Below are 24,026 nucleotides of genomic sequence, written 5' to 3'. Positions count from 1 at the left end.
CTCAGGACTCGCGGCGGGCGAGCTCCATGAGCGGCATCACGCGATGGGGGATGACCTCGCCCATGACGAGCGAGGTCTCGGTGCGCTCGACGCCCTCGATCGCGAGGATCCGGGCATCGGTGTCGAAGAGGTGCTGGGTGTCGCGGCACGCGACCCGCACGAGCAGATCCACCTGACCGGACAGCCCGTGCGCCTGCACGATCTCCGGGACGCGCGCGAGCTCGGCGGTAATCCGCGGCAGGTCGGCCTGCCGCACGATGACGCTGATGAAGGCCTCGATCGGGTAGCCGAGCGACGACGACGAGATGGCCCGCTCGTACGAGAGGAACACGCCGGACCGCTCCAGTCGCGCCATGCGGGCCTGGACGGTGTTGCGCGAAAGACCGAGCCGCTCGGCGAGCGCGACGACGGTGGCTCGCGGGTCGGCGGAGAGCGCGGCGAGAAGCTCCAGGTCGACGTGATCGAGGGCACTCATAGTGCGAAACGTTAGCACGGCTTGAGTGGTGGTTAGTTGTCAACATGCTCAAGCAGATCGTGAATGCTTGAGCGAGGTGCGATGTCGACGTACTCTCGGGCTACCGGCGAAGCTGCCGGTGAACCACGACGCACCTCCTCACGAGGGAGGGTTGCACCGAGGAGTGATGGCGATGACGCACACCCTGACCCCGACCGCCGATCTTGCGACAGACACCGAAGACGTCGCCCGGCTGGTGACCCCCGACGGCGAGCGGATCGCCGATCCCGATCTCGACCGCTGGGTCGCGGATGTGGATGCCGCCGCCCTGCGCGCGCTCTACCGCGACATGGTGCTGCTCCGGCGCATCGACAGCGAGGGCGTCGCCCTTCAACGCCAGGGCCAGTTGGCGCTCTGGCCGCCGTGCCAGGGCCAGGAGGCCACACAGATCGGCACGGCGCGCGGGCTCCGCGCCGACGACTTCGCCTTCCCGAGCTACCGCGAGACCGGCGTGGTCTTCGCCCGAGGCGCCAAGCCCGCCGACTACGTGCTCGCCTGGCGCGGCGAGGAGCACTCGACGTACGACCCCTACGACATCAACACGGCGTCGCAGCAGATCATCATCGGAGCACAGTCGCTGCACGCGGTGGGCTACGCGATGGGCATCCAGCGCGACGGAACCGACCAGGTCGCCGCCGCCTACTTCGGCGACGGCGCGTCGAGCCAGGGCGACGTCAACGAGGCGATGGTCTTCGCCGCCTCGTACGGAGCGCCCGTCGTGTTCGTGTGCAGCAACAACCAGTGGGCGATCTCCGAGCCCGTCACGGTGCAGGCGAAGTTCCCGATCGCAGGCCGCGCGCCGGGCTTCGGCATCCCCAGCATGCGCGTCGACGGCAATGACGTCCTCGCCTGCCTCGCCGCGATGCGTTGGGCGGTCGACAACGCGCGCAAGGGCAACGGCCCTGCGTTCATCGAGGCGGTGACCTATCGGATCGGGCCCCACACCACCTCCGACGACCCCACGCGCTACCGCGACAAGGAGGAGGTCGAGCGCTGGAAGGGCCGCGACCCGATCGCACGCGTCGAGGCGCTGCTGCGTGCCCAGGGCGAGTTCGACGACGAGTTCGCGGCGAGCGTCGCGGCCGACGCCGACGCCCTCGCGGCCGAAGTCCGGGCCGCGGCACAGGGTGCGGTCACCCGCGACCCCATCACGGTGCTCGACAACGTGTACGCCGAGCCGCACTCCGGCATCGAGGAGCAGCGCGCGTGGTTCGGCGCGTACCTCGACGGCTTCGCGACCGAGGACGAGGCGGTGGCGCGATGACCCAGCTCACCATGGCCAAGGCCATCAACGAGGGTCTTCGTCGCGCGATGGCCGACGACCCGAAGGTGCTCGTCATGGGCGAGGACATCGGCAAGCTCGGCGGGGTGTTCCGCATCACCGACGGGCTGCAGAACGAATTCGGCGCGCAGCGGGTCGTCGACACCCCGCTGGCGGAATCCGGGATCATGGGCACCGCCGTGGGCCTCGCGATGCGGGGGTACCGCCCCGTCGTCGAGATCCAGTTCGACGGGTTCGTCTATCCCGCGTTCGACCAGATCGTCTGCCAGGTCGCCAAACTCCACTACCGCACGCGCGGCAACGTGCAGATGCCCATCACGATCCGCATCCCTTGGGCCGGCGGCGTGGGCGCGGCAGAGCACCACTCGGAGTCTCCCGAGGCGTACTTCGTGCACACGTCGGGGCTCCGGGTCATCGCGGTCTCCAACCCGCAGGACGCCTATGTGATGCTGCGTCAGGCCATCGCGTCCAACGACCCGGTCGTCTACTTCGAGCCGAAGAAGCTCTACCACACGAAGGGGGAGGTCGACCTCGACGTCGACCTCGCCGACGCCCCGCCGATGGGCCTGGCGCGCGTGGTCCGCGAGGGCAGCGACGTCACGCTGCTCACGTACGGCTCGCAGGTGGCGACGGCGATGGATGCCGCGACCGCAGCCGAGGACGACGGCGTGTCGATCGAGGTCATCGACCTGCGCTCGATCTCGCCCGTCGACTACCGCACGGTGACGGCCTCGGTGCGCAAGACCGGCCGCGTCGTCGTCACGCATGAGGCAGCCCGCGAGGCGGGCGTCGGGGCAGAGCTCGTCGCGAGCGTGACCGAGCGATGCTTCAACTACCTCGAGGCCGCTCCGCAGCGGGTCACCGGCCACGACATCCCGTATCCGCCGGCCAAGCTCGAGAAGCACTTCATCCCCGATCTCGACCGCATCCTGGATGCCGTCGACCGCGTGATGGACCGCCCGAACAGCATGAGCGCCTTCGAGGAGCTCGGCATGTCCGACGGCGGGCGCGGCTCGAGCATGACGGGAGGCGTGCTGTGATCGAGGACTTCAGACTCCCCGACCTCGGCGAGGGGCTTCCCGAGGCCGAGATCGTCGCGTGGCTCGTCCAGGAAGGCGACACCGTCACCCTCAATCAGACGATCGCCGAGGTCGAGACGGCCAAGGCCGTCGTCGAGCTTCCGTCGCCGCACGCCGGGAAGATCACGAAGCTGCACGCGGCCGCCGGTGACGTCGTCGAGGTGGGCTCGGTGCTCATCTCGTTCGACCTCGGCGGCGACAGCGCCTCTTCGCCCGCTCCGGCAGCCGAGATGCAGCTGAGCGAGGAGCCCGCCAAGGCGGAGCCCAACCTCGTCGGCTACGGCGCCGCTCCGCGCGGCAGCGCCCGTCCGCAGAGGCGCTCGCGCGCGGTCGCCGGCCGGCCGGCGGCATCCGACACCGCTGTGCTCGAAGCCGCTCCGCACGACGCCATCCAGGTCGCTCCCGAGCAACCGCTCGAGCGACCTCGCTCGACGCCGCCGGTGCGACTCTTCGCGAAGCAGCTGGGAGTCGACCTCGCGCTGGTCGAAGCCAGCGGCGCCAATGGGATCATCTCCCGAGCGGATGTCGAGGCCTACGCCCACCGCGTCGGGGCGACGCCGGTCACGGCGGCACCCGCGCCGGAGCCCGAGTTCCTGCCCGAGCTGCGCACGCAGGCCGCCACGGGGGAGCGCACCACGCGCACGCCCATCCGCGGAGTGCGCAAGCACACCGCCCAGGCGATGGTGCGCAGTGCGTTCACCGCGCCGCACGTGACGACGTTCCTCACCGTCGACGTCACCGCGACGACCGAGCTCATCACATCGCTCAAGGCCGACCGCTCGCTGCAGGAGCACAAGATCGGCGTGATGGCTGTGGCAGCCAAGGCCGTGTGCCTCGCGCTCGCCCGGCACCCCGAGCTGAACTCGCGCTGGGACGACGCCGCCGGCGAGATCGTCCAGCACCACTACGTCAACCTGGGCATCGCCGCGGCGACCGGCCGCGGCCTCGTGGTGCCGAACATCCGCGACGCGCAGGACCTCACGCTGGTCGAGCTGGCCGACGCGATCCGCACCCTCGCCGAGACGGCGCGCGCGGGCAAGACGCCGCCGGCCGACATGATGGGCGGCACGTTCTCGATCACGAACGTCGGCGTCTTCGGCGTCGACGCAGGCACGCCCATCCTCAATCCGGGTGAAGCCGGAATCCTGGCGCTGGGCGCCGTGCGGCGTCAGCCGTGGGAGCACCGCGGCGAGATCGCGCTGCGCGACGTCATGACGCTCGCGCTGTCGTTCGACCACCGCCTGGTCGACGGCGAGCAGGGGTCGCGCTTCATGGTCGAGGTCGCCGACGTGTTGCGCGAGCCGGGTCGCGCCATGCTGCTGCGCTGACCGCCGACCGCGGACCGCGGAACGACGGAAAGGGCCGGGCGGAGGCATCCGCTCGGCCGTTCGTCATGCCCGACCCACGCCCACCGGCGGCATCAGCTTCGCTTCGGGTAGAACAGGTCCAGCCCGTGCGCCTGCAGGACGTCGTACGCGTCGGCGTAGGTGACGGGGTCGGGATGCCCCGGCCCGGCGTACCGGGCGAGCAGCAGCCCGAGAAGCCCGCGGCCCGGATTGCTCAGGGGCTTGTCCTTGTGCCGGCCGTCCTTCAGATCGGCCTGCTCCTCCTCGTGGGGATTGGGCGGGACGTACATGGGGTGGACGGCCGGCCAGGTGCTGGGCGGTCGCGGGGTCTCGAGGTTCAGGCGGTGAGGGCCGCCAGGGCCATCGATTCGAGGATGCCGCGCACCGCGCCGGCGTCGGGCTGCGACCGCAGCGCCCGGACACTGTGAGGCGTCGAGTTGATGAGGCCGAAGCACGCGTGCGCCCGCACCCGGAGCTCGGCTTCGGGGCGCTCGGGATGGACAGCCGAGAGGATGCCGATCCACGTCTCGACGTACTCGCGCTGCAGCCGGCGGACGGTGTGACGGTCGTCGTCGGCGAGGCTCGCCAGATCGCGATCCTGCACCCGGATCACGTCGGCGTCGCTCAGGGCGAAGTCCACGTGGAACGCGATGATCGCCTCGAGCTGGACCGACGGAGTGCCGCCGCCGTCGATGACTCGGCGACCGCCTGCGAGCAGCCGCTCGCTGACGCCGATGAGGATCGCGCCGAGCAGCGCCTGCTTGTTGGCGAAGTGACGGTAGAGCGCGGGTCCGCTGACACCCACGGCAGCGCCGAGGTCCTCCAGGCTGACGCCGCTGAACCCGCGCTCCGCGAAGAGGCGCGCGGCCTCGTGCAGGATCGACGCCTGGCGGTCGGCTTTGGCCCGGTCGCGCTCGGTGACACCGCTTGTCATCTCAGTTAATCCTCGCTAACCTAGACTCCAGTTAGTGAACACTAACCAATTGTGTCGCGTCCGCTCAACGAACGTGACCCGATCGTGACGTCGACGGAGATGACATGAGTGCGCTGACCACCGCGGTCGTCCAGGACGAGGGATTCGCCCGCAACCGCGACGCCCAGACGGCGCTGGCGGAACAGCTGCGCGAGCGGCTGTCTCAGGCGGCGCTCGGCGGGCCCGAGGCATCCCGCACCCGCCACGTCGCACGTGGAAAGCTGCTCCCGCGCGACCGCGTCACGCGCCTGCTCGACGAGGGGAGCCCGTTCGTCGAAGTCGCCCCGCTGGCCGCCGACGGTCTCTACGACGGCGACGCGCCCGCGGCGGGCGTGATCGCCGGCATCGGGCTGGTCCACGGGCGCCAGATCATGGTGGTGTGCAACGACGCCACCGTGAAGGGTGGCACGTACTATCCGATGACGGTCAAGAAGCACCTCCGCGCGCAGGAGATCGCGTTCGAGAACCGCCTGCCGTGCGTCTATCTGGTCGACTCAGGCGGCGCCTTCCTGCCCAAGCAGGACGAGGTCTTCCCCGACCGGGATCACTTCGGACGCATCTTCTTCAACCAGGCGCGGCTGTCTGCCGCCGGCATCCCGCAGATCGCGGCTGTGCTCGGCTCGTGCACCGCCGGCGGAGCGTACGTGCCGGCGATGAGCGACGAGACGGTCATCGTCCGCAACCAGGGCACGATCTTCCTCGGCGGGCCGCCGCTCGTGAAGGCGGCGATCGGCGAGGTCGTCACCGCCGAAGAGCTCGGCGGCGGCGAGCTTCACGCGAAGCGCTCGGGCGTGGTCGATCACCTCGCCGAAGACGACGAACACGCGCTCGAGATCGTCCGCGACATCGTCGCCACGCTGCCGCTGCCCGCCGAGCCCGCATGGGATGTCACGCCGAGCGTCCCCCCGGCCGTCGATCCCGCCGACCTGTACGGGGTCGTGCCCGTCGACGTCAACCAGCCCTACGACGTGCGCGAGGTCATCGCCCGGCTGGTCGACGCGAGCGAGTTCCACGAGTTCAAACGCGAGTACGGCGAGACGCTGGTCACCGGCTTCGCGCGCATCCACGGCCACCCGGTCGGCATCATCGCCAACAACGGCGTGCTGTTCAGCGAGTCGGCCCAGAAGGGCGCCCACTTCATCGAACTGTGCGACCAGCGGGGGACGCCGCTGCTCTTCCTGCAGAACATCTCCGGATTCATGGTGGGGCGGGATGCCGAGGCCGGCGGAATCGCGAAGGACGGGGCGAAGATGGTCACGGCCGTCGCCACCACCCGCGTGCCGAAGCTCACCGTCGTCATCGGCGGCTCGTTCGGCGCGGGCAACTACTCGATGTGCGGCCGCGCCTACTCGCCGCGCTTCCTGTGGACCTGGCCCGCCAGTCGCATCTCGGTGATGGGCGGTCCGCAGGCGGCATCCGTCCTCTCGACGGTCAAGCGGGACCAGCTCGACGCACGCGGCGAGGAGTGGACCGCGGCCGACCAGGCCGAGTTCGAGGCTCCGATCCGTGCCCAGTACGAAGAGCAGGGAAGCCCCTACTACGCCACCGCGCGGTTGTGGGACGACGGTGTCGTCGACCCGATGGACACGCGCGACCTGCTCGGCCTCGCGCTGGACGTCGTCTCGCGCACCCCGCTGCCCGAACCGCGCTTCGGCGTCTTCCGGATGTGAGCCCCGTGACCGACACGCACACGCCTCCCTTCACCACCGTCCTCGTCGCCAACCGCGGCGAGATCGCGCGGCGGGTGATCCGCACGCTCGCCCGGCTCGGCGTCCGCTCGGTCGCCGTTTACAGCGACGCCGACGCCGACGCACCCCACGTCAGGGAGGCCGACCTCGCCGTGCGGATCGGGCCGGCCGCGGCATCCGCTTCATATCTCGACATCGACGCCGTGATCGCGGCCGCTCGCGAGACCGGGGCCGACGCCGTGCACCCGGGCTACGGCTTCCTCTCGGAGAACGCCGAGTTCGCGCGCGCATGCGCCGCGGCCGGCATCGTCTTCATCGGACCGGGGGAGCGCGCGCTCGAGGTCATGGGCGACAAGATCCGCGCGAAGGAGCACGTCTCCGGGCACGGTGTGCCGACCGTCCCCGGCTTCAGCGCGATCGGCATGTCCGATGCCGCCATCGCGGAGGCCGCCGAGGCCACAGGGTACCCGCTGCTGGTCAAGCCATCCGCGGGCGGCGGCGGCAAGGGGATGCAGGTGGTGCGTTCGGCAGACGACCTCGCCCACGCGCTGGCCACCGCCCGGCGTGTCGCCGCCGCCGCGTTCGGCGACGACAGCCTCCTGCTCGAGCGGCTCATCGAGCGGCCGCGCCACATCGAGGTGCAGGTGCTGGCCGACGCGCACGGCGGGGTCATCCACCTCGGTGAGCGCGAGTGCACGCTGCAGCGCCGCCATCAGAAGGTCATCGAGGAGGCGCCCTCGCCGGTGGTGGATGCCGCGACCCGCGCCCGTCTCGGAGCCGCCGCGTGCGCGGCTGCCGCGAGCGTCGACTACGTCGGCGCGGGCACGGTCGAGTTCCTCGTGGCGGGCGACCGCCCCGACGAGTTCTTCTTCATCGAGATGAACACGCGCCTGCAGGTCGAGCACCCGGTGACCGAGCTCGTGACCGGCATCGACCTCGTCGAGCAGCAGCTTCGTGTCGCCGCCGGCGAGCACCTCGCTCTCGCCCAGGCGGACGTGCGCCTCGACGGGCACGCGATCGAGGCGCGCGTGTACGCCGAGAGCCCGGAGCGCGGTTTCCTGCCCGCGACCGGTGAGGTGCTGGTGTGGGATGCCGCGGCGGACGTGCGGACGGATGCCGCGGTCGAGACCGGCAGCACCGTCACCGCCGACTACGATCCGATGATCGCGAAGGTGGTCGCCCACGCCGCGGATCGCGCGGGCGCCCTCCTTCGGCTCGACGCGGCCCTGGCCGAGACCGTGCTGCTCGGTCTCGACAGCAACATCGGGTTCCTGCGCGCCTTGCTCGCCGACGAGGACGTCCAGGCAGGCCGGATGGACACCGGCCTGATCGACCGTATGCCGCCGTTTGCGGGCGCGGAACCCGCGGCGGCAGCCCTCGCCGCGGCCGCCGCGTTCGCGAGACAGCACGATCCGCACGAGACGGCGTCCGCCGCGGAGCGTCTCGTCGCCGATGCGTCGTCTCAGCGCGCACGCGCCGGCGACCTGTGGCGCATGGCAGAGGGCTGGCGGATCGGCGGGCTGCGGGCGGGTACCGTGCAGCGGTTCCTCGACGACGACGGAGCACTCCACACCGCCGAGGGCGCCGACCCCTTGCACGGCGCGACGGACGCCACGGACGCGGTCGTGGCTCGGGACGCGGACGGCGCGCTCTGGGTGCACGCCGACGGCGCGACCCATCGGCTCCGCCCGCTGACCCGCCGTGAGGCGACGGCGGCACGGCTCGCCGCCCGCGAGCGAGATGCCGCTGCGACCGATCCCGAACTGCGCGCGCCGATGCCGGGAGCGGTCGTCGCCCTGCACGTCAGCGACGGCACCAGCGTCGCCGCCGGCGACCGCATCGTCACGATCGAGGCCATGAAGATGGAGCACCCCGTCGTCGCGCCCCACGCAGGCATCGTGCGCCTCGACGTCGCGACGGGCGACCAGGTGCGCCGCGATCAGGTGCTCGCCCACGTCTCGTCCGAAGAACCCGACACCCGCTCCTGACCACCGAGGAGAACCATGGACCACGCAAATCTGACCGAAGACGAGCGCGAGCTCGCGCGAATGGTGCGCGACTTCGCCGAAGAGGTCGTCGCGCCGAACGCGTACGAGGCCGACCGCACCAAGACGCTCCCCATGGACGTCGTGGCGCAGATGGGCGAGCTCGGACTGTTCGGGCTGCCCTTCCCCGAGGAGTACGGCGGACAGGGCGGCGACTACTTCGCGCTGTGCCTCGCGATCGAGGCTCTCGGACGCGTCGACCAGTCCATCGCGATCACCCTCGAGGCGGGCGTGAGCCTCGGCGCCATGCCGGTCTTCCGATTCGGGACGGAGGAGCAGAAGCGGGAGCTGCTGCCCGACCTCCTCGCCGGAAAGGCGCTGGCGGGCTTCGGGCTCACCGAGCACGAAGCGGGCTCCGACGCCGGCGCGACGCGCACCACCGCGCGGCTCGACGGCGACGAGTGGGTCATCAACGGGTCGAAGCAGTTCATCACCAACTCGGGCACCGACATCACGCGGTTCGTCACCGTCACCGCCGTCACCGGCGAAGCCGAGGGGCGCAAGGAGATCTCGACCATCGTGGTCCCGTCGGGCACCCCGGGCTTCACCGTCGAGCCGGGCTACGACAAGGTCGGGTGGCACGCGTCCGACACGCACCCCCTCACCTTCCAGGACGTCCGGGTCCCTGCGGGGAACCTCCTGGGCGAGCGCGGCCGCGGCTTCGCGAACTTCCTGCACATCCTGGACGAGGGCCGCATCGCGATCGCCGCGCTCTCGACTGGAGCGGCGGAGGGATGCCTCGAGGCGGCCATCGACTACGCCAAGAAGCGCACGGTCTTCGGCGACGCGCTGTCGACGCGCCAGGGCATCCAGTTCCTGCTCGCCCGCATGCAGCTGCGCGTGCACAACGCCCGGCTCGCCTGGCATCACGCCGCACGCCTGCGGGACGCCGGCAAGCCGTTCAAGACCGAGGCGGCGATCGCCAAGCTCACGGCGAGCGACGCGGCGATGGACAACGCGCGCGATGCCACGCAGGTCTTCGGCGGCAACGGCTTCATGAACGAGTACCCCGTCGCGCGTCACTACCGCGACTCGAAGATCCTCGAGATCGGCGAAGGCACGAACGAGGTGCAGCTGCTCGTCATCGCGCGTTCGCTCGGGGTAGCGTGACAGCTGTGGAAGGCACAGGGGAAGCGCGCGAGGTCGTGCAGCGCGGGCTCTACTACGACGAGCTCGAGGTCGGCGCCCGCTACCTCCACCGGCCCGGACGCACCGCCACCGAGGCCGACAACGTGCTGTTCTCGTCGCTGACGATGAACACGCAGGCCCTGCACCTGGATGCCGCGTTCTCCGAGACCCAGCCGTTCGGGCAGCGCCTGATGAACTCGATGTGGACGCTGTCCACCATGGTGGGCGCCTCGGTGTCGCAGATCACGCAGGGCACCCTGGTCGCCCAGCTGGGCCTCAGCGACATCGCGTTCCCTGCTCCTGTCCTCCACGGCGACACGCTCTACACCGAGACCGAGATCCTCGACAAGCGCCCCTCGTCGTCGCGGCCCGGGCAGGGGATCGTCACGATGCGCCATATCGGCCGCAACCAGCAGGGCGTCGTCGTCGCCACCGCGACGCGCACCGCGCTGATGTGGTTCGCACCCGATGACGCGGTTCGGGATGCCGCCCCCGACGCCGGAGGAACGCCATGACCGATGCCCGGTTCAGCCTCGGGCCCGCCATCCTCTTCTGCCCGGCGGACCGGCCGGAGCGCTACGCGAAGGCGCTCGAGCGCGCCGACGCGGTGATCCTCGATCTCGAGGATGCCGTCGCCGCGCCCGCGAAGGCCGCCGCCCGCGGCGCCGTCATCGAGTCGGAGCTCGACCCCGACCGGGTGATCGTGCGCGTGAACCCGCCCGGGACCGACGACTTCGTCTCCGACCTGGCCACGCTGTCGCAGACCGACTACCGGCGGATCATGGTCGCCAAGGCCGAATCTCCCAAACGGCTGCAGAAGCTCGACGCCCGCTTCGAGGTCATCGCGCTCTGCGAGACGGCGAAAGGGATCGCGCAGGCCGACCGGATCGCCGCCCTCCCGAACGTCAGCGCGCTGATGTGGGGCGCCGAAGACCTCGTCGCGAGCATCGGCGGCACATCGAGCCGCAAGCCGAACGGCCGCTACCGCGACATCGCCCGGTATGCGCGCGCCCGCGTGCTGCTTGCGGCGGGAGCGCGCGGCAAGGCGGCCATCGACGCGGTGCACCTCGACATGGAGGACACCAAGCGCCTGGCCATCGAGGCAGCGGATGCCGCGGCATCCGGATTCACCGCCACCGCCTGCATCCACCCGAGCCAGGTCGCGATCATCCGCGACGCGTATCGCCCCGACGCGAAGACCGTGGACTGGGCGAGGGGAGTGCTCGCGGCCGCCGAGACCGAGCGCGGTGTCTTCGCGTACGACGGCCGCATGGTCGACGAACCGGTTCTCCGGCACGCGCGGGCGACCCTGCGCCGCGCCGAGTCATGAGCGAAGAGCTGACGCCGCGCATCGGGAAGGTCGCGCTGCGTGAGCTCGCGCTGCACGGCATCATCGACTACGCATCGCTGACCCGGCGCACCGAGCGTGAGCTGCTCGCGATCCATGGCGTGGGCCCGAAGGCCGTCAGCATCCTCCGCGAGGAGCTCGCCGCGCGGGGTCAGTCCTTCTCCGACCCCCGCTGAACCGCGATGTCGCGCGCGACGCGGCCGATCAGGTCGTACGGCACATCGCGCGAGTGCGGGAAGACCACGGAGTCCTTCTCGGAGCGGTACGGTGCGATCTCATCCTCGAGCGGGGCAGGCAGCACAGGAACCGGATAGAGCCCGATGTGCTTCTTCCAGCCCGCGAAGTGCAGCGCGTAGCGACCGCCGAGCATGACCGCAGCGATGCCGTAGCGCATCTTCTCCTCGGGGGCCCTGCCGGACTCCGCAGCGACGGCATCGACGATCAGGCTGCGGATGCGCTGCAGGCGATCGGCGACCTCGGGCGGGAACCCGGCGATGTAGTCGTCGACGGTGACGGCGCTGGCCATGGCGCCGAGCCTAGGCGACCGACCCCACGTAGGAAAGCAGTCGCACGCGGTCGCGCTCGTACAGCAGCTCGTGGGCGGAGCCGTTGGCCACCCGCTCGCCCTCCAGCGGCAGCGTGCCGCCGGAGGCGTGGCGGATGACCTCGCGGATCAGCGCGCCGTGGGCGACGACGATGAGGGATGCCTCGGCCGGCGCCGTCGCGCGGCGATGATCGCGCACGGCGCGGCCGATCGCGGTCAGCGCACGGACCCGCACGCTCGGCCACGACTCGGCTCCCGGCACCTCGGCGGTGTGCCATGGCCCCCATCGGCGCAGGAAGTCCTCCGCGTCGACGCCCTCAGCCTCGCCGTAGCTCCGCTCGCGGAGCCCCTTGTAGAGGCGCGGCGGCTCGGCGCCCAGCTCGGCGGCGATGATCTCCGCAGTCTCGCGTGCGCGTGCGAGATCGCTCGCGGCGACGGTTACGGGGATCGCGGGATCCCGCGCCTCGCGCAGAGCGGCCGCGGCGGCACGCGCCTGCGCGCGACCGGTGGCGTTCAGCGGGATGTCGGTCGAGCCCTGGATGCGCCGAGCCAGGTTCCAGTCGGTCTCGCCGTGGCGGATCAGGGTGAGGACGGTCACCCGTCGAGCCTACGGGCCGTGGCCTGTCAGCCCGCTGAGGGCAGGGCGTCGGCGAGTGCGCGGAGCACTTCGCTCGTTCCGGCGTCGATCTTGACGGTCGCGCGGGAGTCGGCACGCGTCACACCACGGTTCACGATGACGACGGGCAGACGCCGGCGGCGCGCGCGTTCGAGCAGCCGGATGCCCGAGTTGACCACGAGCGACGACCCGGCGATCACGAGTCCCTCGCTCGTGTGGACGAGCTGCTCCGCTTCGCGGAACTTCTCGGCCGGGATGTACTCGCCGAAGAAGACGACGTCGGGTTTGAGCATCCCGCCGCATACGGTGCACTCGGGGATGACGAAGCCGTCGGTGCTCTCGGGCAGGACGTCGCCGTCAGGCCCCAGCGGGACGTTCTCCGGCACCGTGATCCACGGGTTGTCCCGCTCGACGCGGTGCGCGAGGTCGCGCCGGTCGAACACCTGGCCGCAGTGCGTGCAGAACACGCGGCGCATCGTCCCGTGGAGCTCGACCACGCGCCGACTGCCGGCCCGCACGTGAAGGCCGTCGACGTTCTGTGTCACGACGCCCGTCGCGACCCCGCTCTGCTCGAGCGACGCCAGCGCACGGTGTCCGCTGTTGGGCTCGGCCGCGGCGAACGCCTGCCACCCGAGGTGGCTGCCGACCCAGTAGCGCCGGCGTGCGGAGTCGCTCGAGAGGAACTGCTCGGCCGTCATCGGCGTGCGCACCGGAGCGCCCTTCCCGCGGTAGTCCGGGATGCCGGAGTCCGTCGACACGCCGGCGCCGGTGAGCACCGCGACGCGGCGACCGGCGAGGGCGGTGACGGCGCGCGACACGGCGTCGGTCGCCGCGGCGTCCAGCTCGGTCACAGTGGTCACGAATCACCCCTTCGGGTCAGAGTGTAGGCCGCACGGTTTACCGGGATGTTACGCGTCGTGCGAGAGTGGACAGGTGCGGATCGAGCGGATCACGTCGGCGGACGACGAGCGACTGGCCGACTACCGCGATCTGACGGACGTGGCACTGCGCCGCGTGCTCGAGCCCGAAGGCGGGCTCTACATCGCGGAGTCGTCGAAGGTCATCGGCCGCGCGATCGCCGCAGGGCACGCTCCGCGCTCGGTCCTCGTGCAGGAGAAGTGGCTCGGCGACGCCGAGCAGATCCTCGCGCCGCATCCGGACGTGCCGATCTACGTCGCCGACGCCGCGATCGCCGAGCAGCTGACGGGCTACGCCGTGCACCGCGGTGCGCTGGCGGCCATGCACCGCCCAGCGCTGCCCCCGGTCGTGGACGTGATCGCAGACGCGCGGCTCATCGTGGTGCTCGAGGACATCGTCGACCACACCAATGTCGGCGCGATCTTCCGCGCGGCTGCGGGTCTGGGAGCCGACGCCGTCCTCATCACCGCACGCTGCGCCGATCCGCTCTACCGCCGCAGCGTGCGCGTGAGCATGGGCACGGTCTTCCAGGTGCCGTGGACGCGGCTGCCCGAGTGGCGTGAGGCACGGGGCATCCTGCACGATGCCGGCTTCCACCTCGCCGCGCTCGCCCTCGCCGACGACGCCGTGCCGCTGGTTGTGTTCCGAGAACGGGTGCCGGGCCGCGTCGCGCTCATGCTGGGCGCCGAAGGCGACGGACTGAGCCGTGCGGCGATGGCGGCTGCCGACACCGCCGTCGTCATCCCGATGGCAGGCGGCGTCGACTCCCTGAACGTCGCCGCCGCCAGCGCTGTCGCCCTCTGGGAGCTGCGGGCGCGCTGAGCGCGCTGCCTCAGGCCTTCTCGCCGGGACGCTCGGTGGCGTCGCGCCCGGGAGCGAGCGTCGTCATGGGCAGCACGTCGGGGCGCTTCGCCGTGATCGTGTCACCCGACGACTGGTGGCGCAGGCGCCGCAGCACCCACGGCACGAAGAACTCTCGCGCCCACACGAGGTCGACCGCGCGGGCCTCCCGCCACGTGCGCGACGGGATCGGATCGGGCTGCATCGGCTGCAGGTCGTTGGGCACGTTGAGCGCGCGCAGCACCATGCGCGCCACCTCGTGGTGCCCGAGGCGGTTGTAGTGCAGGCGATCGTCGTCGAAGAAGCGCATGTCCTGCACCTCTTTGAGCGCCCACTGGTCGGCCACGATGCAGTCGTACTTGTCGGCGATCGCCCGGATGTTCTCGTTGTAGATCGCCACGCGGCCGCGGATGCCGCGGAAGACCGGCGTGAAGTTCGTGTCGATGCCGGTGAAGACGACGACCGTCGCCCCGCCGCTGCCCAGGCGCACCACGGCGTCTTCGAACAGTGCGGCCACCGCGTCGGGGTCGGCCCCGGGGCGGATCACGTCGTTGCCACCCGCCGAGAACGTGACCAGGTCGGGCTTGAGGGCGACCGCGGGCTCGACCTGCTCGGCGACGATCTGGCCGATGAGGCGTCCGCGGATCGCGAGGTTGGCATACGCGAAGTCGTCGACCTGCTGCGACAGGACCTCGGCGACGCGGTCGGCCCAGCCGCGGAATCCGTTCGGCGCCGTCGGCTCGGGATCGCCCACGCCCTCGGTGAACGAATCGCCGATCGCGACGTAGCGCCGCCACGGGTGCGGCTGCGCGTTGGGGACGTAGGGAGTGCGGTTGTCGTCGCTGAGTGTCATGGTTCCTCGGTTCGTGGCCGACAGACAGGCTACCGCGGGGTGCGGACGGGGACCGGATGCCGCAGCCGTGGGTGCGGTGACGGGCGTTGTCGTCGCGCTCGGTTAAGGTTGTGACTCGTTGTGCGCGGCAGGCGGGGAGGTGCAATGGACGACGAGACGGTCCTCGACGCCACCCGCGAGGAGGCGCATTTCGGCAGCTTCGCCAAGGCGTCTGTTCCACTCGGCGGCAGAGCCGCCGATCACCTCTCGCCCACCTATCCCCAGCGTGCGCCGTGGGGAACCGCGCAGCGTCTGCGCGCCTGGCAGGCCGAGGCGCTCGATCTCTACTTCGAGCTGGACGGGCCGGACGGGCCGGGCGGCGGACCGCGCGACTTCCTCGCCGCGGCCACGCCGGGCGCCGGCAAGACCACCTTCGCCCTGCGGCTCGCGAGCGAGCTGCTGCGCCGCCGCATCATCGACCGGATCGTCGTGGTCGCACCGACCGAGCATCTGAAGACGCAGTGGGCCGACGCCGCCGCGCGCGTGTCGATCCGCCTCGACCCCGCCTTCAGCAACCGCCACTTCGCGCCCGCCCGGCACTACCACGGGGTGGCCGTCACCTACGCGCAGGTGGCGGTCAAGGCATCTGTCCATCAGCGTCTGACGATGGATGCCCGCACTCTGGTGATCCTCGACGAGGTCCACCACGGCGGCGACGCCCTCAGCTGGGGCGACGCGCTGCGCGAGGCGTACAGCCGTGCCACGCGCCGGCTCCTGCTCTCGGGCACGCCGTTCCGCAGCGACACCGCACCGATCCCGTTCGTCGAGTACCACCCCGACGAGAAGGGCATCCGCGTCTCGCGCACCGACTACGCCTACGGCTACCGTCGCGCGCTCGAGGACGGCGTCGTGCGCCCGGTGATGTTCATGGTCTACGCCGGGCAGATGCGCTGGCGAACCAAGACCGGTGACGAGATGGAGGCGCAGCTCGGCCAGGACAACACGAAGGACATCACCTCGCAGGCGTGGCGCACGGCGCTCTCGCCCGAGGGGGAGTGGATCCAGGCGGTGCTGCGCTCCGCCGACCGGCGCTTGTCCGAGGTCCGCGAGCAGGTGCCGGACGCCGGGGGACTGGTGATCGCGACCGACCAGACCGCCGCGCGCGCCTACGCCGAGATCCTTCGGGGCATCTCCGGAGAGGATGTCACGGTCGTCCTCTCCGACGAGGCCGAGGCGTCCTCGCGCATCGAGGCGTTCTCCAAGGACGACACCCGCTGGATGGTCGCGGTGCGCATGGTGTCGGAGGGCGTGGACGTGCCGCGCCTCGCCGTCGGGGTGTACGCCACGTCGGCCTCGACGCCGCTGTTCTTCGCGCAGGCCATCGGGCGCTTCGTGCGCGCACGGCGCCGCGGCGAGACAGCGAGCGTCTTCCTTCCGAACGTGCCCCAGCTGCTCGCCCTCGCCAACGAGATGGAGCGGCAGCGCGACCACGCACTCGACCGCGACGGCGACGGCGACGAGTGGAACGCCGAAGAAGACCTGATGGACGCCGCCGAGCGCGAGGACAAGGCGTCCGACGCGCTCACCGAGGAGTTCGAGTACCAGGCGCTCGGCTCGCACGCCCACTTCGACCGCGTGCTGTTCGACGGCAAGGAGTTCGGCCAGCTCGCCGTGCCCGGAACGCCCGAGGAGGAGGAGTTCCTGGGGCTTCCCGGACTCCTCGAGCCCGAGCACGTGCACGAGCTCCTGATGCAGCGGCAGGCGCGTCAAGGCAGGCATCGGCGCGTCCGCGAAGCGCGCGAGGCCCAGAACCCGCCGGGCGAGTCCGAGCCCGTCCTGCCGCAGGCGCTGCACCGATCGCTCAAGGAGCAGCGCCAGCTGCTGAACAGCCTCGTCGGGCTCTATGCCCGCCAGTCCGGCGAGCCACACGGTCTGGTGCACGCCGAGCTGCGGCGCATCTGCGGCGGCCCGGCCGTCTCGCACGCCACGGTCGCCCAGCTCCAGTCGCGCATCGACGTGCTGCGCAAGCGCGTGCACTCCTGACGCGCGGCACCCGCCGCCTAGACTCCGGGCATGCCCGCGGAGTACTCGTTCGTCTCGCGGTGGAGCGTGCCGGCCGGCGCCGAGCGGGTGTGGCGCGAGACGGTCCGGATGATCACGACGCCTTCTGGCGATGGAGCCCCTGACCCGACCGGCCCCGGCACGACCTGGTGGCCCGGAGTCCGCTTCGAGGACGCGCCCCCGTCGCTGGCAGCCGGCGCGACCCTCCGCCTCACGGTCCGGAGCCCGCTGTGCTACCGGCTGCGCGTGCGCCTCACCGTCGACGACGTCGGGCCCGGGCGCACGCTCGCGGCCTCGAGCGCAGGCGATCTGCGCGGCCGGGGGCGCGTGTCGGTCGAGCCGGACGGCGACGCGGCATCCGTCGTCGTCTTCCACTGGGACGTCGTGACCGAGCGTCGCTGGATGAACACGTGGGCGTGGGCGCTGCGCCCGGCGTTCGAGCGCGCCCACGCGCACGTGATGAGGGCAGGGGAGCGGGGGCTCCGCAAGGAACTCGCGAGACGCACCGGGTGACGCGGTTCGGAGCCCCGAAATGCTGTCAATCCGCGGCTTCGAGGGGTGCGGCATCCGCTCGGTGACTACCGTGGACAGGTCCCCTAGAACCCGGCCCGGAGGCCTTCTGTGAGCGTGCCCGCTTCCCCCACGTCCCGCGAGCGACGGCGCTGGGCGCGCTACCTGGTGAACGAGCGCGCCGAAGCCCACGTGTACCGAGAACTGGCGGCCCGCCGCAGCGGCGAAGAGCGCGAGATCCTGACGGCCCTCGCCGACGCCGAGGGCCGGCACGAGGCGCACTGGCTGCGGCTGCTCGGCGGCGAGCCCGCGCGGCTGCCCCGCCCGGACGTGCGCACCGTCCTGCTCGGCTGGATGGCGAAGCGGTTCGGGTCGATCTTCGTCCTGGCGCTCGCGCAGAACGCCGAAGCCCGCTCGCCGTACGACGACGAGCCGTTCGCGACACCGGCGATGGGTGCCGACGAGAAGATCCACCACGAAGTCGTCCGGGGTCTCGCCGCACGAGGTCGGCGGCGCCTGTCCGGCACCTTCCGCGCCGCCGTGTTCGGGGCGAACGACGGGCTCGTGTCGAACCTCGCGCTCGTGATGGGCATCGGCGCGACCGGCGTCTCCGCGCAGTTCGTGCTCTTCAGCGGCATCGCGGGGCTGCTGGCCGGCGCGCTGTCGATGGGCGCGGGCGAGTTCGTCTCGGTGCGCTCCCAGCGCGAGCTGCTCCAGTCCACCCAGCCGAGCACCTTCGCCGACGGCGCGATCCCGCACCTCGACATCGATGCCAACGAGCTCGCGCTCGTCTACCGCACCCGGGGGATGGCCGAAGCCGAGGCGACCGCCCGCGCGCGACAGGCGGTCGAGGCGGCACGCGCTCTCGGGCAGGGACGCACCCACTCGTCGTCGATCGAGGTCATCGACCACGGCGAGGTCGTCGGCAGCGCGTGGAGCGCGGCGCTGTCGAGCTTCCTCTTCTTCGCCTCCGGCGCGATCATCCCGGTGCTGCCCTGGATCTTCGGGCTGTCGGGGCTCGCCGCGATCGTCCTGGCGCTCGCACTCGTGGGCAGCGCGCTGATGTGCACGGGCGCGGCGGTGGGGCTGCTCTCGGGCGCGCCCCCGCTGCGCCGCGCCCTGCGCCAGCTCGCGATCGGCTTCGGCGCCGCGGCCGTCACGTACGCCCTCGGGCTGCTCTTCGGCGTCACCCTGGGCTGACGCGCGCGGGGTCCGTGCCGATTCGTTGTACCCCAGGCGACGTGGTAATGTCATTCCTCGGTTGCGAAACCGAAAACCACCTGCGCGGGTGGCGGAATAGGTAGACGCGCTAGCTTGAGGTGCTAGTGCCCGTATAGGGCGTGGGGGTTCAAGTCCCCCCTCGCGCACAGTAGGAAGAAGGCCCCCGAAAGGGGGCCTTCTTCGTCGAGAGGATAGGTTGGTCGGCATGTCTTCTTCCGACGTGGAGCTGCCCGAAGTCGCCTCCGTCGCCCGTGATCTCATCCGCTTCGACACGACGAACCATGGCGGCGGACGCGCCGCGGGCGAGCGCGAAGCCGCCGAATACGTCGGCGCCTATCTCGAGCGGCTCGGGCTCACTCCCGAGTATTACGAGCCGATCCCGCACCGCACGAACGTGATGGCGCGCGTTCCCGGCCGTGACCACTCCAAGCCGGCGCTGGTCCTGCACGGTCACCTCGACGTGGTGCCGGCGATCGCCGAGGACTGGAGCGTCGACCCGTTCGAGGGCGTCGTGCGCGACGGGATGCTGTGGGGCCGCGGTGCCGTCGACATGAAGGACATGGACGCCATGATCCTCACATCGGTGGCCGACATCCTGCGCGCGGGCGAGCAGCCCGAGCGCGACCTCGTGCTGACCTTCTTCGCCGACGAGGAGAACGGCGGCGTCGAGGGCTCCGCGCTGGTGATCCAGAACAAGCCCGAGTGGTTCGCCGGGGCGACCGAGGCGATCAGCGAGGTCGGCGGGTACTCGATCGCCGTCGGCGACCGCCGCGCGTACCTCCTGCAGGTGGGGGAGAAGGCACTCATCTGGATCCGCCTCGTGGCGCGCGGGCGTGCGGCGCACGGCTCCAGCTTCCACGGCGACAACGCCGTCACGAAGCTCGCAGTGGCGGTCGCCGCGCTGGGACGCACGGAGTGGCCCGTCACGCTCACCGAGACGACGCGCGAGATGGCCGAGCGTCTCGGCGCCCTCACGGGCGGCACGGGCGACGCCGACGAGATCGCCGCGGCGACTGGCGCGGCATCCGGCTTCCTCCGCTCCACCCTGCGGACCACCACCAACCCGACCGGACTCACCGCCGGCTACAAGCACAACGTCATCCCGGATCGCGCCGAGGCGCTGATCGACGTGCGCGTGCTCCCCGGCACCGAGGACGCCGCGCTGGCCCACATCCGCCGCATCGTCGGCGACGACGTCACGGTCGAGGTCGTGCACCAGGACATCGGGCTCGAGGTGCCCTTCGCCGGCGATCTCGTCGACGCGATGGTGTCGGCACTCGACCGCCACGACCCCGGCGTGCCCGTCATCCCCTACCTGATGGGCGGCGGCACCGACAACAAGGCGCTCGCCTACCTGGGCATCACGGGGTACGGCTTCGCCCCGCTGCGGCTTCCCGCCGACCTCGACTTCACGGGGATGTTCCACGGCGTCGACGAGCGCGTGCCCATCGACGCCCTCGAATTCGGTCAGCGCGTGCTGACCGATCTCCTCCGCACGTACTGACAGACAGCGGATGCCGCGCCCCGGCATCCCGCATCGAAAGGCGCCCATGCTCCTCGAGGCGATCATCCTCGGTCTCGTGCAGGGACTCACCGAGTTCCTGCCCGTGTCCTCCAGCGCGCACCTGCGCATCCTGGGGGAGTTCCTGCCGTCGGCTCAGGACCCGGGTGCGGCGTTCACCGCGATCACGCAGATCGGCACCGAGGCCGCCGTCGTGCTCTTCTTCTGGCGCGACATCGTGCGGATCTTCGGCCAGTGGTGCCGGGCGCTGGTCGGACGCATCCCGCGCAACGACCCCGACGCGAAGATGGGCTGGCTGATCATCATCGGCAGCATCCCGATCGTGGTGCTCGGGCTGCTGTTCCAGGACCAGATCGAGACCACGTTCCGGTCGCTGTGGCTGGTTGCCGGCATGCTCATCTTCTTCGGTGTGCTCCTCGGCATCGCCGACCACGTGGGCGCGAAGAAGCGCAAGCTGCAGGACATCACCGTCGGCCACGGTGTGATCTACGGGTTCGCGCAGTCGCTCGCGCTGATCCCGGGCGTCTCACGGTCGGGCGGCACGATCACGGCCGGACTCTTCATGGGCTACGAGCGCTCGGCAGCGGCCCGATACGCCTTCCTCCTGGCGATCCCTGCGGTCTTCGGCAGCGGGTTCTACCAGCTGGCCAAGAGCTGGAACGAGCCGGGCGTCTTCACGCTCGGCGAGACGGCGGTCGCCACGGTGGTCGCCTTCTTCGTCGCGCTCGGCGTGATCGCGTTCTTCATGAACTGGATCTCCAAGCACAGCTTCCTGCCCTTCGTCGTCTACCGCGTGGCACTCGGGTCGACGCTGCTGGTGCTGCTGAGCGTGGGCGCGATCTCGGCGTAGCGCGCTCAGCGACGCGGGTCGTCGCGGCCCGGCTTGGTCGGGCCGTCTCCGCCGCGACGGAGGTACCGCTCGAACTCCTGGGCGATCGCGTCGCCGGACGCCTCGGGGGAGTCCCACGTATCGCGCGTGCGCTCGAGCTGGCGGATGTACTCCGTCATCTCCTCGTCGTCGGCCGCGGCCGCGTCGATGGACGCCTCCCATGCCGCCGCTTCGGTCGCCAGATCGCCACGGGGCACGGTGGCGCCGGTGAGGTCCTCCAGCCGGTCGAGCAGCGCGAGCGTCGCCTTGGGCGACGGCGTGTGCCCCGCGACGTAGTGCGGCACGCTGGCCCACAGGCTCGCCGCGGGGATGCCGGCGGCGTCGGCCGCGTGACCGAGCACGCTCAGGATGCCCACCGGACCCTCATACGTGCTCCGCTCGAGCTCCAGCGACGTGCGGAGTGCGTCATTGTCGCTGCCGGCGAACACGGAGATGGGGCGGGTGTGCGGCACGTCCGACATCATCGACCCCATCGACAGGAAGCCCGTGATGTCCTCGCGGAGTGCGATGTCGATGAATTCGGACGCGAACGCCTGCCAGGCGCGTGCGGGCTCCACGCCGGTCAGGAGCCAGAGCTGGGTGCCGCCGCGCGTCGTGCGGGTGGGACGGAGGAGGGATGCTTCGGGCCACCGCAGCGCGCGCTTGCCGTCCGCGTCGGCGGCGATCTGCGGACGGGTGTACTGGTAGTCGAAGTACAGCTCGGGGTCGACCGAGAACACGGTCTCGTACGTCCCGCCCTCGCGCAACTGCGTGACGGCGGACGATGCGGCCTCGCCGGCATCGTTCCACCCGTCGAACGCGGCGACGAGCACCCGGCGTCCCAGTCCGTCCACGAGACCTCCTCCACCCGCGGTGCGGGTCCTTCCAGGATAGGCCCGGCACACCGCCTGTGGTCGGTTGCACGCGCGTGCCGGGCATCCCGCCACCGCGCGACTTCGGCGGGGCGGCGGCGGGCCGCTGGGTAGCATGGAGAGGTGAGCGCACCGCCCTTGTCCGCCGTCCTGTGGGACATGGACGGAACCCTCGTCGACACCGAGCCCTACTGGATGGCGGCCGAGACGCCGCTCGTCGAGCGCTTCGGCGGGACCTGGTCGCACGAGCAGGCGCTGGCACTCGTCGGCCTGGGACTCGAGGACTCCGCCCGCATCTTCCAGAGCGCCGGCGTGCGCATGAGCGTCGACGCCATCATCGATCACCTCACCGATGACGTGATGCGTCAGCTCGGCGAAACGGGCGTGCCGTTCCGCCCGGGCGCGCGGGAGCTCCTCGCGAGCCTGCGCGCCGCGGGCATCAAGACGGGGCTCGTGACGATGTCGATGCGGCGCATGGCCCGCACCGTCGTCGACCTGATCGACTTCGAGGCGTTCGACGTGGTGATCGCAGGCGACGACTCGACCCGCCCCAAGCCGTTCCCCGACCCGTATCTGCAAGCGTGCGAGGCGCTCGGCGTCACGCCCGACGAGGTGGTCGCGATCGAAGACTCGCCGAACGGCCTGCGGTCCGCGGTCGCGTCCGGCGCCGCCACCATCGGCGTGCCGCTCATGGTCTCGATCGCGGGGGCGGGCGCGCATGCCGTGTGGCCGACCCTCGAAGGGCGCACCGCCCAGGACGTGGCATCCTTCCACGCCGAACACCGCGCCAAGGAGGCCGCCAAGTGACCGAACGACCCCGTGGCCCCTTCCGCTTCGGCGACCGCGTGCAGCTCACCGGCCCCAAGGGCCGCCTGCACACGATCACGCTGCGCGAGAAGGGCGAGCTGCACACGCACCACGGCGTGCTCAAGCACGAGCAGCTCGTCGGCCAGCCCGACGGCTCTGTCGTCGCCAACAGCAGCGGCCACGAGTACCTCGCACTCCGGCCGCTCCTGCGCGACTTCGTCATGTCCATGCCGCGCGGCGCGGCGATCGTCTACCCGAAGGACGCCGCGCAGATCATCGCGGAGGCCGACGTGTTCCCCGGCGCCGTGGTCGTCGAGGCCGGGGTCGGCTCGGGCGCGCTCTCCCTCTGGCTGCTGCGCGCCATGGGCGCCGAGGGCCGACTGATCTCGTTCGAGCGCCGCCCCGAGTTCGCCGAGGTCGCTCAGGCCAACGTCGAGACGTACCTCGGCGAGACCCCTGAGAACTGGAGCGTCGTCGTCGGCGACCTGGTGGAGGCGCTGCCGGATGCCGTCGCCCCGGCATCCGTCGATCGGGTCGTGCTCGACATGCTGGCCCCGTGGGAGTGCATCGACGTGGTCGCCGACGCCCTGACGCCGGGCGGCGTCGTGCTCTGCTACATCGCCACGGCGACCCAGCTGAGCCGTGTGGCCGAGTACCTCCGCAGCACCGGGCTGTTCACCGAGCCCGCGGCCAGCGAGACGATGGTGCGCGGCTGGCACGTCGAGGGACTCGCGGTGCGACCAGACCACCGCATGGTGGCGCACACCGGGTTCCTGCTGTGGGCGCGCCGTCTCGCTCCGGGCGCGGTTCCGCCCGAGGTGAAGCGCCGCGCCTCGAAGACCAGCTACGGCGACGAGGACGTCGAGCTGTGGACGCCCGGCGCCGTGGGCGACCGCCAGATCACCGACAAGAACCTCCGCAAGCGCGTGCGGGAGGCACAGCGCGCGGCGGAGGGCGCGCGTCAGGCGGCCCAGCAGACCGACGCCCCCGACGCGGGGTAGGCGCACAGCGC

At 71.2% G+C, this 24,026-nt stretch carries 25 protein-coding genes and 1 tRNA gene; 18 read left to right on the top strand and 8 right to left on the bottom strand.

The genetic code is table 11. From position 1 onward, the window contains the following. Nucleotide 1 precedes the first annotated feature (1 nt). Nucleotides 2–475, bottom strand: a complete 474-nt coding sequence (locus H9622_RS11585) for an Lrp/AsnC family transcriptional regulator (protein ID WP_191766546.1) — start codon at nucleotides 473–475, stop codon at nucleotides 2–4. Between the two features lie 166 nt (nucleotides 476–641). Between H9622_RS11585 and pdhA the strand changes: the two genes are divergently transcribed. Genes pdhA through H9622_RS11570 form a run of 3 tightly spaced genes read left to right on the top strand, consistent with a single transcriptional unit; the run spans nucleotide 642 to nucleotide 4,203 of the window. Further along, nucleotides 642–1,778: a pyruvate dehydrogenase (acetyl-transferring) E1 component subunit alpha gene (gene pdhA, locus H9622_RS11580; protein WP_191766545.1), complete on the top strand. Its 1,137-nt coding sequence runs from the start codon at nucleotides 642–644 to the stop codon at nucleotides 1,776–1,778. Continuing rightward, nucleotides 1,775–2,836, top strand: a complete 1,062-nt coding sequence (locus H9622_RS11575) for an alpha-ketoacid dehydrogenase subunit beta (RefSeq protein ID WP_225221965.1) — start codon at nucleotides 1,775–1,777, stop codon at nucleotides 2,834–2,836. The genes pdhA and H9622_RS11575 overlap by 4 nt, the downstream gene beginning before the upstream one ends. Continuing rightward, nucleotides 2,833–4,203 carry a dihydrolipoamide acetyltransferase family protein gene (locus H9622_RS11570; RefSeq protein WP_191766544.1) on the top strand — a complete coding sequence of 457 codons (1,371 nt, stop codon included), beginning with the start codon at nucleotides 2,833–2,835 and terminating at the stop codon, nucleotides 4,201–4,203. The genes H9622_RS11575 and H9622_RS11570 overlap by 4 nt, the downstream gene beginning before the upstream one ends. A gap of 92 nt (nucleotides 4,204–4,295) precedes the next feature. Here H9622_RS11570 and H9622_RS11565 read toward each other — a convergent pair whose 3' ends face one another. After that, nucleotides 4,296–4,511 carry a hypothetical protein gene (locus H9622_RS11565; protein ID WP_191766543.1) on the bottom strand — a complete coding sequence of 72 codons (216 nt, stop codon included), beginning with the start codon at nucleotides 4,509–4,511 and terminating at the stop codon, nucleotides 4,296–4,298. 47 nt (nucleotides 4,512–4,558) lie between these two features. Next, nucleotides 4,559–5,155, bottom strand: a complete 597-nt coding sequence (locus tag H9622_RS11560; protein ID WP_191766542.1) for an SACE_7040 family transcriptional regulator — start codon at nucleotides 5,153–5,155, stop codon at nucleotides 4,559–4,561. A gap of 104 nt (nucleotides 5,156–5,259) precedes the next feature. Here H9622_RS11560 and H9622_RS11555 point away from each other — a divergent pair, with 104 nt between their 5' ends. From H9622_RS11555 to H9622_RS11530, 6 genes are read left to right on the top strand one after another with little or no spacing between them, the layout of a single operon-like run. Continuing rightward, on the top strand, nucleotides 5,260–6,864 hold the full coding sequence (locus H9622_RS11555; protein ID WP_191766541.1) for a carboxyl transferase domain-containing protein: 1,605 nt from the start codon (nucleotides 5,260–5,262) through the stop codon (nucleotides 6,862–6,864). Further along, nucleotides 6,861–8,870 (top strand): acetyl/propionyl/methylcrotonyl-CoA carboxylase subunit alpha, encoded by a 2,010-nt coding sequence (locus H9622_RS11550; protein WP_191766540.1) that lies wholly within the window; start codon nucleotides 6,861–6,863, stop codon nucleotides 8,868–8,870. The genes H9622_RS11555 and H9622_RS11550 overlap by 4 nt, the downstream gene beginning before the upstream one ends. A 15-nt stretch (nucleotides 8,871–8,885) precedes the next feature. Then, entirely contained in the window at nucleotides 8,886–10,037 is a 1,152-nt protein-coding gene (locus H9622_RS11545) for an acyl-CoA dehydrogenase family protein (RefSeq protein ID WP_191766539.1), read from the top strand. Nucleotides 10,038–10,042: 5 nt separating this feature from the next. Continuing rightward, entirely contained in the window at nucleotides 10,043–10,570 is a 528-nt protein-coding gene (locus H9622_RS11540) for a MaoC family dehydratase (protein ID WP_191766538.1), read from the top strand. Next, nucleotides 10,567–11,385, top strand: coding sequence for an HpcH/HpaI aldolase/citrate lyase family protein (locus H9622_RS11535; protein WP_191766537.1), 819 nt, complete (start codon nucleotides 10,567–10,569; stop codon nucleotides 11,383–11,385). The genes H9622_RS11540 and H9622_RS11535 overlap by 4 nt, the downstream gene beginning before the upstream one ends. Further along, nucleotides 11,382–11,579 carry a helix-hairpin-helix domain-containing protein gene (locus H9622_RS11530; RefSeq protein ID WP_191766536.1) on the top strand — a complete coding sequence of 66 codons (198 nt, stop codon included), beginning with the start codon at nucleotides 11,382–11,384 and terminating at the stop codon, nucleotides 11,577–11,579. Before H9622_RS11535 ends, H9622_RS11530 begins: the two co-directional genes overlap by 4 nt. On the opposite strand, the gene H9622_RS11525 is transcribed toward H9622_RS11530, so the two are convergent. Genes H9622_RS11525 through H9622_RS11515 form a run of 3 tightly spaced genes read right to left on the bottom strand, consistent with a single transcriptional unit; the run spans nucleotide 11,555 to nucleotide 13,423 of the window. Continuing rightward, entirely contained in the window at nucleotides 11,555–11,929 is a 375-nt protein-coding gene (locus tag H9622_RS11525) for an iron chaperone (protein WP_191766535.1), read from the bottom strand. The two genes, H9622_RS11530 and H9622_RS11525, sit on opposite strands and share 25 nt — an antisense overlap. Nucleotides 11,930–11,939: 10 nt before the next feature. Next, nucleotides 11,940–12,545 (bottom strand): histidine phosphatase family protein, encoded by a 606-nt coding sequence (locus tag H9622_RS11520; RefSeq protein ID WP_191766534.1) that lies wholly within the window; start codon nucleotides 12,543–12,545, stop codon nucleotides 11,940–11,942. 26 nt (nucleotides 12,546–12,571) lie between these two features. After that, entirely contained in the window at nucleotides 12,572–13,423 is an 852-nt protein-coding gene (locus tag H9622_RS11515; protein WP_191766533.1) for a Sir2 family NAD-dependent protein deacetylase, read from the bottom strand. Between the two features lie 73 nt (nucleotides 13,424–13,496). On the opposite strand from H9622_RS11515, the gene H9622_RS11510 reads away from it, so the two are divergent. Beyond that, nucleotides 13,497–14,303, top strand: coding sequence for a TrmH family RNA methyltransferase (locus H9622_RS11510; protein WP_191766532.1), 807 nt, complete (start codon nucleotides 13,497–13,499; stop codon nucleotides 14,301–14,303). Between the two features lie 10 nt (nucleotides 14,304–14,313). On the opposite strand, the gene H9622_RS11505 is transcribed toward H9622_RS11510, so the two are convergent. Then, nucleotides 14,314–15,174: an SGNH/GDSL hydrolase family protein gene (locus H9622_RS11505; RefSeq protein ID WP_191766531.1), complete on the bottom strand. Its 861-nt coding sequence runs from the start codon at nucleotides 15,172–15,174 to the stop codon at nucleotides 14,314–14,316. Between the two features lie 144 nt (nucleotides 15,175–15,318). Here H9622_RS11505 and H9622_RS11500 point away from each other — a divergent pair, with 144 nt between their 5' ends. The 6 genes from H9622_RS11500 (at nucleotide 15,319) to H9622_RS11475 (ending at nucleotide 21,317) form a co-directional block, all read left to right on the top strand. After that, nucleotides 15,319–17,196: a DEAD/DEAH box helicase gene (locus H9622_RS11500; RefSeq protein ID WP_191766530.1), complete on the top strand. Its 1,878-nt coding sequence runs from the start codon at nucleotides 15,319–15,321 to the stop codon at nucleotides 17,194–17,196. Between the two features lie 30 nt (nucleotides 17,197–17,226). Further along, nucleotides 17,227–17,727: an SRPBCC family protein gene (locus H9622_RS11495; protein WP_191766529.1), complete on the top strand. Its 501-nt coding sequence runs from the start codon at nucleotides 17,227–17,229 to the stop codon at nucleotides 17,725–17,727. Between the two features lie 108 nt (nucleotides 17,728–17,835). Further along, entirely contained in the window at nucleotides 17,836–18,924 is a 1,089-nt protein-coding gene (locus H9622_RS11490) for a VIT1/CCC1 transporter family protein (RefSeq protein ID WP_191766528.1), read from the top strand. 82 nt (nucleotides 18,925–19,006) lie between these two features. After that, a tRNA-Leu gene (locus tag H9622_RS11485) sits at nucleotides 19,007–19,091 on the top strand. 59 nt (nucleotides 19,092–19,150) lie between these two features. Beyond that, nucleotides 19,151–20,449 carry a M20/M25/M40 family metallo-hydrolase gene (locus tag H9622_RS11480; protein ID WP_191766527.1) on the top strand — a complete coding sequence of 433 codons (1,299 nt, stop codon included), beginning with the start codon at nucleotides 19,151–19,153 and terminating at the stop codon, nucleotides 20,447–20,449. 46 nt (nucleotides 20,450–20,495) lie between these two features. Further along, nucleotides 20,496–21,317, top strand: coding sequence for an undecaprenyl-diphosphate phosphatase (locus tag H9622_RS11475; protein ID WP_191766618.1), 822 nt, complete (start codon nucleotides 20,496–20,498; stop codon nucleotides 21,315–21,317). Nucleotides 21,318–21,322: 5 nt separating this feature from the next. Here the strand turns inward: H9622_RS11475 and H9622_RS11470 are convergent, their stop codons facing one another. After that, the gene (locus H9622_RS11470) at nucleotides 21,323–22,189 is read right to left on the bottom strand and encodes a PAC2 family protein (RefSeq protein WP_191766526.1); all 867 of its coding nucleotides are present in this window, start codon (nucleotides 22,187–22,189) and stop codon (nucleotides 21,323–21,325) included. Between the two features lie 141 nt (nucleotides 22,190–22,330). Between H9622_RS11470 and H9622_RS11465 the strand changes: the two genes are divergently transcribed. Together H9622_RS11465 and H9622_RS11460 are read left to right on the top strand one after the other, a co-directional pair. Beyond that, on the top strand, nucleotides 22,331–23,014 hold the full coding sequence (locus tag H9622_RS11465; RefSeq protein WP_191766525.1) for an HAD family hydrolase: 684 nt from the start codon (nucleotides 22,331–22,333) through the stop codon (nucleotides 23,012–23,014). Beyond that, nucleotides 23,011–24,015 (top strand): tRNA (adenine-N1)-methyltransferase, encoded by a 1,005-nt coding sequence (locus H9622_RS11460; RefSeq protein WP_191766524.1) that lies wholly within the window; start codon nucleotides 23,011–23,013, stop codon nucleotides 24,013–24,015. Before H9622_RS11465 ends, H9622_RS11460 begins: the two co-directional genes overlap by 4 nt. Nucleotides 24,016–24,026 lie beyond the last annotated feature (11 nt).

The sequence above is a fragment of the Microbacterium gallinarum genome (assembly GCF_014837165.1).
Lineage (GTDB): Bacteria > Actinomycetota > Actinomycetes > Actinomycetales > Microbacteriaceae > Microbacterium > Microbacterium gallinarum.
Note: the sequence above shows the minus strand (reverse complement) of the source record. Positions and strands in the feature narration are given on the sequence as shown.

Excerpts from the sequence above, each read along its gene's own strand:
- H9622_RS11500 (WP_191766530.1), top strand. The coding sequence starts at position 15,319 with ATGGACGACGAGACGGTCCTCGACGCCACCCGCGAGGAGGCGCATTTC.
- H9622_RS11535 (WP_191766537.1), top strand. The coding sequence starts at position 10,567 with ATGACCGATGCCCGGTTCAGCCTCGGGCCCGCCATCCTCTTCTGCCCG.
- H9622_RS11545 (WP_191766539.1), top strand. The coding sequence starts at position 8,886 with ATGGACCACGCAAATCTGACCGAAGACGAGCGCGAGCTCGCGCGAATG.
- H9622_RS11525 (WP_191766535.1), bottom strand. The coding sequence starts at position 11,929 with ATGGCCAGCGCCGTCACCGTCGACGACTACATCGCCGGGTTCCCGCCC.
- H9622_RS11560 (WP_191766542.1), bottom strand. The coding sequence starts at position 5,155 with ATGACAAGCGGTGTCACCGAGCGCGACCGGGCCAAAGCCGACCGCCAG.
- H9622_RS11475 (WP_191766618.1), top strand. The coding sequence starts at position 20,496 with ATGCTCCTCGAGGCGATCATCCTCGGTCTCGTGCAGGGACTCACCGAG.
- H9622_RS11530 (WP_191766536.1), top strand. The coding sequence starts at position 11,382 with ATGAGCGAAGAGCTGACGCCGCGCATCGGGAAGGTCGCGCTGCGTGAG.
- H9622_RS11495 (WP_191766529.1), top strand. The coding sequence starts at position 17,227 with ATGCCCGCGGAGTACTCGTTCGTCTCGCGGTGGAGCGTGCCGGCCGGC.
- pdhA (WP_191766545.1), top strand. The coding sequence starts at position 642 with ATGGCGATGACGCACACCCTGACCCCGACCGCCGATCTTGCGACAGAC.
- H9622_RS11505 (WP_191766531.1), bottom strand. The coding sequence starts at position 15,174 with ATGACACTCAGCGACGACAACCGCACTCCCTACGTCCCCAACGCGCAG.
- H9622_RS11565 (WP_191766543.1), bottom strand. The coding sequence starts at position 4,511 with ATGTACGTCCCGCCCAATCCCCACGAGGAGGAGCAGGCCGATCTGAAG.
- H9622_RS11585 (WP_191766546.1), bottom strand. The coding sequence starts at position 475 with ATGAGTGCCCTCGATCACGTCGACCTGGAGCTTCTCGCCGCGCTCTCC.
- H9622_RS11575 (WP_225221965.1), top strand. The coding sequence starts at position 1,775 with ATGACCCAGCTCACCATGGCCAAGGCCATCAACGAGGGTCTTCGTCGC.
- H9622_RS11480 (WP_191766527.1), top strand. The coding sequence starts at position 19,151 with ATGTCTTCTTCCGACGTGGAGCTGCCCGAAGTCGCCTCCGTCGCCCGT.
- H9622_RS11555 (WP_191766541.1), top strand. The coding sequence starts at position 5,260 with ATGAGTGCGCTGACCACCGCGGTCGTCCAGGACGAGGGATTCGCCCGC.